10 protein-coding genes are annotated in these 8,331 nt (G+C 67.0%); 8 read left to right on the top strand and 2 right to left on the bottom strand.

Translation table 11 applies throughout. The annotated features are described in order from the left end of the window. The coding region (locus HZB86_04150; GenBank protein ID MBI5904731.1) for a GNAT family N-acetyltransferase at positions 1 to 180 on the top strand (180 nt) is incomplete at its 5' end. Further along, positions 177 to 644 carry an Rrf2 family transcriptional regulator gene (locus tag HZB86_04145; protein ID MBI5904730.1) on the top strand — a complete coding sequence of 156 codons (468 nt, stop codon included), beginning with the start codon at positions 177 to 179 and terminating at the stop codon, positions 642 to 644. The genes HZB86_04150 and HZB86_04145, both read left to right, overlap by 4 nt. A gap of 101 nt (positions 645 to 745) precedes the next feature. On the opposite strand, the gene HZB86_04140 is transcribed toward HZB86_04145, so the two are convergent. Together HZB86_04140 and fabG are read right to left on the bottom strand one after the other, a co-directional pair. Continuing rightward, complete coding sequence (locus HZB86_04140) at positions 746 to 1,564, bottom strand: amidohydrolase (protein MBI5904729.1); 819 nt, start codon at positions 1,562 to 1,564, stop codon at positions 746 to 748. Beyond that, positions 1,564 to 2,283 (bottom strand): 3-oxoacyl-ACP reductase FabG, encoded by a 720-nt coding sequence (gene fabG, locus HZB86_04135; GenBank protein ID MBI5904728.1) that lies wholly within the window; start codon positions 2,281 to 2,283, stop codon positions 1,564 to 1,566. Before fabG ends, HZB86_04140 begins: the two co-directional genes overlap by 1 nt. 183 nt (positions 2,284 to 2,466) lie before the next feature. On the opposite strand from fabG, the gene HZB86_04130 reads away from it, so the two are divergent. From HZB86_04130 to HZB86_04105, 6 genes are all read left to right on the top strand, one after another. Continuing rightward, positions 2,467 to 3,735 carry an ABC transporter substrate-binding protein gene (locus HZB86_04130; GenBank protein ID MBI5904727.1) on the top strand — a complete coding sequence of 423 codons (1,269 nt, stop codon included), beginning with the start codon at positions 2,467 to 2,469 and terminating at the stop codon, positions 3,733 to 3,735. Between the two features lie 7 nt (positions 3,736 to 3,742). Next, complete coding sequence (locus tag HZB86_04125; protein MBI5904726.1) at positions 3,743 to 4,609, top strand: branched-chain amino acid ABC transporter permease; 867 nt, start codon at positions 3,743 to 3,745, stop codon at positions 4,607 to 4,609. After that, positions 4,606 to 5,622, top strand: a complete 1,017-nt coding sequence (locus HZB86_04120) for a branched-chain amino acid ABC transporter permease (protein ID MBI5904725.1) — start codon at positions 4,606 to 4,608, stop codon at positions 5,620 to 5,622. The genes HZB86_04125 and HZB86_04120 overlap by 4 nt, the downstream gene beginning before the upstream one ends. Beyond that, the gene (locus tag HZB86_04115) at positions 5,619 to 6,377 is read left to right on the top strand and encodes an ABC transporter ATP-binding protein (protein ID MBI5904724.1); all 759 of its coding nucleotides are present in this window, start codon (positions 5,619 to 5,621) and stop codon (positions 6,375 to 6,377) included. Before HZB86_04120 ends, HZB86_04115 begins: the two co-directional genes overlap by 4 nt. A 2-nt stretch (positions 6,378 to 6,379) precedes the next feature. Next, the gene (locus HZB86_04110; protein ID MBI5904723.1) at positions 6,380 to 7,126 is read left to right on the top strand and encodes an ATP-binding cassette domain-containing protein; all 747 of its coding nucleotides are present in this window, start codon (positions 6,380 to 6,382) and stop codon (positions 7,124 to 7,126) included. 6 nt (positions 7,127 to 7,132) lie between these two features. After that, the coding region (locus HZB86_04105) for an AMP-binding protein (protein ID MBI5904722.1) at positions 7,133 to 8,331 on the top strand (1,199 nt) is incomplete at its 3' end.

Genomic DNA, 8,331 nt, shown 5'->3' with positions numbered 1-8,331 from the left:
GCCCGCGGGGCGGGGATCGCCAAGCGGATGTTCGAGGAGATCTGCCGGCGGCTTTCGCAGGCGAACGTCTCCACCGTCCGGACCATGGTGGACCGCAGCAACAAGATCACATTGTCGTTTTTCCGCAGCCAGGGGCTTCGCTCCGGCCGGTACATCGAGCTGGAAAAGGAGATCGGTTGAAGCTGAACAAGGGGAGCCTCTACGCCCTCTTCGCACTCCTCGAGCTGGCCAGGGACTCCGGCCGGCAGCTCTCCACCACGGACATCGCCGAAAAGTACGGGATCTCCACGCACCACCTCGCCAAGGTGATGCGGAACCTGGTGCACGCGGGACTGGTGCAGGCGGTGCGGGGGGTCGGCGGGGGGTACCGGTTCGCGGGGAACGTCGGGCGGACGACGCTGCTGGACGTGATCCAGCTCTTCGAGACGCTGGAATCGGAGCTCGACGTGCCGGGCCGCCTCCGGCGTGCGGGCGACCCGATCGTCGCGGAGCTCCAGACCATCACCCACGAGATCGACGAGCTCACCAAGGCGGTCCTGGACACCATCACGCTGGAGACGGCGCTGAAGAGCACCCGACAGCGGGAGGAAACCGCGGCGGCCGGAGGGTCCGGCGGAGTCGCCGCAGGAGGGGGGGCGAAGTGAGGTAAAGCGCAGCCGTGCAGGTTCATCGCACGGCGAGCCACGAACGGAGCCCCGCCCTCCGAGGCGACGCAACCCAGGCGGGAGTCCCGGACGCGCCGCGCTCAGATACGCAGCAGCCGCGCCGCATTCCCCCCGAGAATCCGTTCCACCCCCTCCGCCGGCAGCGGGAGCCCCGCGATCGCGTCCATGTTCCGGCGGATGTGGGGCATCCCCGGCCAGTCGCTCCCGAAGATCGCCTTGTCCGTGAGCCGGTCGAGCTCCGGGAAGTAGGTCATCAACTTCCCGGGGGGGAGGCCGGACAGTTCGAGGTACACGTTCTTGTGGAGCTTGGCCAGGAAGAACGCCCGGTCGTACCAGAAACCCCGCCCCGCATGCGCCATCACCAGGCTCAGGCCGGGGAAGTCGACCGCGACGTCGTCCAGGTGGAGCGGGTCGGCGTATTTCATCCGCGTCCCCCGGAAGACGGAGGAGCCGGTGTGGACGAGGACGGGGACGCCGAGCTCCTGCGCCGCGTCGTACAACGGGTACATCCTCGCGTCGTTCGGGTAGAAGTGCTGGTACGAAGGAAGCATCTTGACCCCGCGAAAACCTTCGTCCCCCACCTTCCGCCGCAGCTCCTCCCCGAGGTCGGTGTATCGGTTGGGGCTGATGTCGCAGAACGGGATCAGCCGATTCCTTCCGCGGCAGAAGTCGCGTACCTGCTCGTTCGTGCACAGGCCGGTCGTGGCGGAGCTGAGCTCGGCGAGGACGCAGGCGTAATCGACCCCTTCTGCGGCCAGCAGCTCCTCGAACGCGCCCGGGTCGTCGTATTTGCGGATGTACTCCTCGTACCCGACCGGGTGCGACTGCTTCATCCACTCCGTCACCGACGGGTTGTGGAAGGCGTACACCCCCATGTGGACGTGGAAATCGATCCGCATCAGATGTACTGCCCCGCGTCCACCCGGATCACCTCCCCGGTGACCATCCGGGCCGCGTCGGACAGGAGGAAGAGCACGACGGCGGCGACGTCCTCCGGCGTGGCGAGCGAGGGGAGGACGCTTTCCGCCTTCGCCTTCGCCACCACCTCCGGCGGGACAGCGGCCGCCATCTCCGTCATGACCATTCCGGGCGCCACCGCGTTCACCGTCACCCCCTTGGGCCCCAGCTCCCGCGCGAGCGCCTTGGTCAGCCCGATCAGTCCCGCCTTCGAGGCGCTGTAGTTCGCCTGCCCGAACTTGCCGCGCATCCCGTTGATGGAGGTGATGTTCACGATCCGGCCGTACCCTGCCTTCCGCATCCCGGGGGCGAGCGCGCGCGCCATGTGGAAGGCGCCGGTCAGGTTGACCGACAGGACCGATCGCCATTCGTCGTCGGTCATGTTCACCAGGGTGCGGTCCCGGGTGATCCCGGCGTTGTTCACCAGCAGCGTGGCGCCGTCGGGGAGTTGCGCCACGGCGGCGGCCACCGCGGCGGAATCGCAGATGTCGACCTGGTGGAACCGGTACGGGCAGGTGCCGCTCCCTTCCCCCTTCGCGACGTCGAACACGTGAACGGACGCGCCGCAATCGGCAAGCGCCCGGGTGATGGCCAGCCCGATCCCCCGCGCGCCGCCGGTGACCACCGCGACGCGACCTTCAAAATCCGGATTTCCGCTCATTTTCCCCCCGATCGGCGCGTACGTTCCGTTCCCCCGGTATTCAAGCATTCAAGTGCCACAATACGTCGATGACTGTCAAGCGGTTGATCCCTCTCCGGTTGCGGGACGAACCGGTCCCCCGCATTGACAATTTCGAGAAACCGTTTTATTTTCATTGACACCCCTTTCGTAAGGAGAACCCGTATGAAAAAGACCGTTCGTGGTACCGGATGGTGCCTGTTGCTGCTCGCCTTCGTAGCGTTTCTCCCCGGCGTCGGGGCGGCGGCGGAAAAACCGATCGTCATCGGCGCCCCCCTCGCCACCGCCTTCCTGTACGGATGGGACGCGGAGCGCGGGATCCGGCTGGCCATCGAGGAGATCAACGCGGCCGGCGGGGTCAAGGTGGGCAGCGTCAAGCGCCCCTTCCAGGCGGAGGTCATCGACACGCGGGACCTGGAGCCCGGCGTCCCCGTCAGCGAGGCGCTGCTCGGCGTCGAGAAGCTCATCCTCGAGAAGAAGGCGGACTTCATCGTCGGCGGGCCGGTCCGCTCCGAGGCGGCGCTGGCCGCCATGGACCTGCTGAACAAATACAAAAAGGTGAGCATCCTGACGACCGGGGTGCTGACGCCCGCGTACCACAAGAAGGTCGCGGACAATTACGACAAGTACAAATACTGCTTCCGGATCTCGAGCCACGTCGGCGTGATGGCCAACGAGTTCATCACCCTGCTCGGCGACGTCAAGAAGGGGCACGGCTTCAACAAGGTCTACATCATGGTCCAGGACGTCGAGCACGCCCGCAAGGGCGGCGAAGTGATGAAGAAGATGATGGCGGACAAGGGGTGGGAGGTCGTCGACATGAAGATCTACCCCACCGGGACCACCGACTACTCCGTCGGCCTCTCCGACGCCTCGAAGCGGAAGGCGGACATCCTCTTCCTCTGGATGGACATGCCCGAGAGCTCGATCCTCCTCAAGCAGTGGAGCTCGATGAAGATGAAGGCGCTTCCGATGGGATTCGTGAACGCCGCCGAGCAGCCCGGGTTCTGGAAGGCGACCGAGGGGAAGGGCGAGTTCCTGATCGTCAACCTGGTGAACGGCGGGAACGCGCCGGCGAAGATCACCCCGTGGACGATGAAGTTCGCCGACGCCTACAAGAAGCGGTGGGGGCTGGAGCCGGAAGGGTACGGCACCTCCTCGAGCTACATGGCGGTCTACGTGCTGAAGGAGGCGATCGAGAAGGCCGGGACCGTGGAGTCCGGGGCCGTCATCGCGGCGCTCGAGAACGTGAACGTCATGGGGGTGTACGGGAGGATCGCGTTCGACAAGAAGAGCCACCAGGTCATCCCGTCCCTCGACCCCGAGCAGGGGGCGGTGACCTCGATCGTCCAGTGGCAGAAGGGGAGGCGGGTCCAGGTGTTCCCGCCGAAAACCGCGGAGGGGAAGATCCTCCTTCCCCCGTGGATGAAGTGATGTAGCGGTGGACATTCTCGTCTACGGCGCCATCAACAGCGCGACGCTCTCGCTGATGGCGCTGGGCTTCACGCTGGTGTACAGCATCAGCCGTCTGCCCAACTTCGCGCACGGGGCGCTCTACGTCACGACCGGGTACATCGTGTGGCTCGGCGTCAACGCCCTGGGCCTCGGCTACCTCCCGGCCATCGCGGTGGGGATCGCCGCGACCGCCGTCATCGGGGGGCTGATCTACCGGCTGTTCATCCTCCGGATCCGGGGGATGGAGATCTCGGAAATCATCGCGACCTACGCGGTGGGGCTGGCCGTCATCGAGGGGCTGCGGTGGGGGGGGCTGCGGGGATCCACCTTCACCCTCCCCTCCTTCCTCGCCGGAACGGTCGATGTCGGCGGGATCGTCGTGGACTACCAGCGGATCTTCGTCCTCGTCCTCGGCGCGGCGGTGTTCGCGGGGTTGAACCTCTTCGTGAGGCACACGAAGACCGGCCTCGCGCTCAAGGCGATCGCCCAGGACGAGCGGGCCGCCATGATGCTCGGCATCGACTCCGACGGGAAGGCGCTGGTCTCCTTCGCCGTCGGCGCCGGGCTCTCCGCCTTCGCCGCGGTGCTGATCCTCCCTCTCGGGAACATCGTCGTGGAGACCGGGTACAACGTCCTCCTCTACTCCATCGCGGTCAGCATCATCGGGGGGCTGGGGAGCTTCGGCGGCGCGATCCTGGCGTCCCTCATCATCGGGTTCGCGCAGGTCCTGACCGAGGTGTTCCTCTCCGCCCACTACCAGATGGTGATCTCCCTGCTCGCGATCATCGTCACGCTGCTGGTGCGCCCCTCCGGGATCTTCGGGAAGCAGAAGGAGCTGGACGACCGGGTATGAACGGAGCGCAGCGCAGGAAAGAGCGGATCGACCGCGGGATCAAGGTCCGCAGCGACGGGATCTACGCCGTCTCGTCCCTCCGGGAGATGGCGTACCTGGCCGGTCCGCGCGTCGTCCTGATCGCGGGGATGCTCCTCCTCCCGCTCGCGCTCGAGGCGGCCCCCTACTGGAAGCGGGTGGTGAACATCCTGTGCGTCTACGGGCTGCTGGCGATCTCGTTCGACTTCCTGGCCAACCGCGTCGGCCTCGTCTGCCTCGGCGGCTCGATGTTCATCGGCCTGGGCGGCTACTTCGCGGCCATCTTCAACGTGCACCTGCACCTGCCCGTCTACCTGTCGATCCCGGCCGCCGCCGTCGCCGGGGCGGCGGTGTCGACGGCGATGATCCTGCCGTGCCTCTCCCTGCGCGGGGTGTACTTCGCCATCGTCACGCTGATGTACCCGCTGCTCTTCACCCGGCTGATCGAGGCGTTCGACGTCCTCGGCGGGACGAACGGGATCACGGGACTGGACAGCTTCCCGAGCCCGCACGTGGAGAACTACGCGATCATCGCCGTCCTGCTGGCGGTCCTGTTCGGGCTCCGGCGGCTCCTCGCCGAGGACATCGGGCTGGTGATGCACGCGGTGAAGGACAACGACCAGTCGGTGCGGGCGTCTGGGATCGACGTGACGCGGATCAAGGCGCTGGCGGTCTTCATCGCCTCCCTCGTCGGCTGCTTCGGCGGCGCGTACCTGGCGCACATCTACATGTGGGCGGGGCTCTCCCTCTTCGCGCTGGACTTCTCGATCATTCCGATCGCCGCGGTCACGATCGGGGGGGGCGGGGGGCTCTTCGGAGCGGTCGTCGGCTGCCTCATCCTCGTGCCGCTGTCCGAGTTCCTCCGGGTGTTCGGGACGTTCCGCATCGTCATCTACTGCGCCGTCCTGGTCGGCTTCATCGTGTTCCGGAGCGAGGGGATCATGACGTACTGCACCCGGAAATACGAGCAGTTCGAGCGGTGGGTCGAGGTATGAGCATCCTCTCCACGGATGGGCTCGGCAAGACGTTCGGGGGGCTGACGGCTCTCTCCTCGGTGAGCTTCTCCGTGAAGCAGGGGGAGATCTTCGGGATCATCGGGCCGAACGGATCGGGGAAGACCACCCTCATCAACTGCATCACCGGGTTCGTCCGCCCGGACGAGGGGAAGGTGTTCTTCCGGCAGAGGGAGATCACCCGGTGGCCCGCGCACAAGGTCGCGCGGGCGGGGATCGCGCGGACGTTCCAGGTCATGCGCCCCTTCTACTCGCTGCCGGCGTACCGGAACCTCGTGATCCCGCTCTGGTCGCCGCGCGCGCGGAAGGAAGGGGGGTGGCGCGGCGGGGGGAAGCACGGGGACCGGGCGACGGTCGCGGTGGACATCCTGGAGGAGATCGGCTTCGAGCGCGACTCCCGGGTCCCCTACAAGCTCGCCTCCGCCCTTCCGACCGGCTACCTGAAGCGGCTGGAGCTCGCCCGCTGCCTCGCCCTGCGCCCGGAGGTGATCTTCTGCGACGAGGTGTTCTCGGGCTTGAGCGCGAGCGAGATCGCGAGCATGCTGCCGCTGATCGAGAAGCTGAAGATGGAGGGGATCACGCTCATCATGGTCGAGCACCGGCTGCGGGAGCTGTTCCGGGTGGCCGACCGGGTCATGGCGCTTCAGTTCGGGGAGAAGATCGCCGAGGGGCACTACAAGGACGTCATCGGGGACCGCCGGGTGAGGGAGGCGTACCTCGGGGTCGAGCTGGAGTAGCGATGCTTTCCGCGTCCGGGCTGATGGTGTATTACGAGAACACGCTGGCCCTGAACAACGTGGGCCTGCGGGCGGCGAAGGATTCGGTCGTGGGGGTCTTCGGCTCGAACAGCGCGGGGAAGAGCACGCTCATGTACGCCCTCTCCGGGATCCTCCTGGACGTCCGGAAGAAGGAGCGGATGCGGGGCGGGGAGAACATCTCCCTCTTCGGGAGCGTCACGGTGGACGGGGAGGACGTGACGTCGCTGCCGGCGCACGAGCGGGCCGCCCGCGGCGTCATCCTCTGCCCGGAGCGGCGCCGGATCTTCGGGGAGAGCTCGGTCATCGAGAACCTGCGGATCGGATCGTACCTCGCCCCGCGAAGCGAACGGAAACGGGACATCGAGCGGGTCTTCGCCCTCTTTCCGCGCCTCAAGGACCACATCCACCGCCCGGGCGGATTCCTCTCCGGCGGGGAGCAGCAGATGCTGGCGATCGGGCGGGCGCTCATGGCGAGGCCGAAGCTCCTGCTCCTCGACGAGCCGCTCCTGGGGTTGAGCCCCGCCTACCAGAAGATCGTGATCGACGCGGTCCGGGAGATCCGGGCGGCGGGCGGGATCACCGTCGTCATCGCCGAGCAGTACGCGCGGCCGGTCATCCCGGTGATCGACCGGGGGTACATCATCGAGAACGGATCCGCCATCATGGAAGGGACGAAGGAAGAGCTGATGGACAACCCGGACGTGAAGTCCGCCTACTTCGGGATCTGACGGCGGATGGACGGCTACTACGCGGGGACGACGTTCGCCGGGTTCGAGGAGTCGCGCCGGAGGTTCCCCGACCGGACGGCGATCGTCTACCTCGGGCAGCGGTACAGCTACGCGGCGCTCGGGCGCCTCGTGGACCGGTTCGCCTCCGGCCTCCTCGAGATCGGGGTACGGAACCACGACCGGGTCCTGCTGTACCTGCGGAACTGCCCGCAGTGGGTGATCGCGAACTTCGCGATCAACCGGATCGGCGCGGTCGTCGTGCCGGTCTCCCCCATCTACACCTCCCACGAGCTGGAGTACATCGTCAACGACGCCGAGGTCGGGACGATCGTCTGCCTCGACACCAACTTCATGTACGTCCGGGAGATCCTCGGGAAGACCGACGTGAAGCGGGTCGTCGTCACCGGGCTCCTGGACCTGGTGGCGCCCTGGAAGCGCGCCGTCGCGCACCTGTTCGACAAGGTCCCTGCGGGACACGTGGAGCGGGGCGGGGAGATCCGCTCGTTCCGGGAGGTCCTCCGCAGGGGGCGGCCGCACCTCCCGGGGATCGACATCGACCCGACGAACGACCTGGCCTACATCAAGTACACCGGCGGCACGACCGGGTTCCCGAAGGGAGTCGCCGGGAACCACGCCGGCGAGGTGTCGTACGTGAAGGACATCTCGGAGGACGTGTTCCGCGACTACCTGCTGGAGGGGGAGAGCTCGATCCTCATGGTCACCCCCATCTTCCACATCATGGCGAAGGGGTTCGCGCTCGCCGCGGCGTTCAACAAGGGGAACACGCTCGTCCTCATGCCGATCCCGGAGCCCGACGCGATCCTCGAGGCGATCGGGAGGCACCGGGTCTCGTGGATGCTGGGCGTGCCGGCCCTCTACCGCATCCTGCTGGAGAACGACCGGATCTGCGAATACGACCTGTCCACCCTGCGGTACTGCTACTGCGGCGGAGACGTGCTCCCGGCGGAGGTCCTGAAGAGCTGGGAGGCGCTGTGCGGCGTCCCCATCCACCAGGTGTACGGGTCGACCGAGGTCGGGCACGTGTCGTACAGCCCGCTCGGGAAGAGGCCTTCCCCAAAGACCGTCGGGAAGCCGCTGCGGTCCCGCAAATGCGTCATCGTCGACCCGGAATCGGGGGAGCCGCTGCCGCGCGGCGAGGTCGGGGAGCTGGCGGTCACGTCCCGGTACACGCTGAAGAGCTACTG

The organism is Deltaproteobacteria bacterium (genome assembly GCA_016234845.1).
Lineage (GTDB): Bacteria > Desulfobacterota > Deferrimicrobia > Deferrimicrobiales > Deferrimicrobiaceae > JACRNP01.
Note: the sequence above shows the minus strand (reverse complement) of the source record. Positions and strands in the feature narration are given on the sequence as shown.

What these genes read in the sequence shown, in the direction of transcription:
- fabG (MBI5904728.1), bottom strand. Translation starts at nt 2,283, where the DNA reads ATGAGCGGAAATCCGGATTTTGAAGGTCGCGTCGCGGTGGTCACCGGC.
- HZB86_04120 (MBI5904725.1), top strand. Translation starts at nt 4,606, where the DNA reads ATGAACGGAGCGCAGCGCAGGAAAGAGCGGATCGACCGCGGGATCAAG.
- HZB86_04130 (MBI5904727.1), top strand. Translation starts at nt 2,467, where the DNA reads ATGAAAAAGACCGTTCGTGGTACCGGATGGTGCCTGTTGCTGCTCGCC.
- HZB86_04110 (MBI5904723.1), top strand. Translation starts at nt 6,380, where the DNA reads ATGCTTTCCGCGTCCGGGCTGATGGTGTATTACGAGAACACGCTGGCC.
- HZB86_04115 (MBI5904724.1), top strand. Translation starts at nt 5,619, where the DNA reads ATGAGCATCCTCTCCACGGATGGGCTCGGCAAGACGTTCGGGGGGCTG.
- HZB86_04140 (MBI5904729.1), bottom strand. Translation starts at nt 1,564, where the DNA reads ATGCGGATCGATTTCCACGTCCACATGGGGGTGTACGCCTTCCACAAC.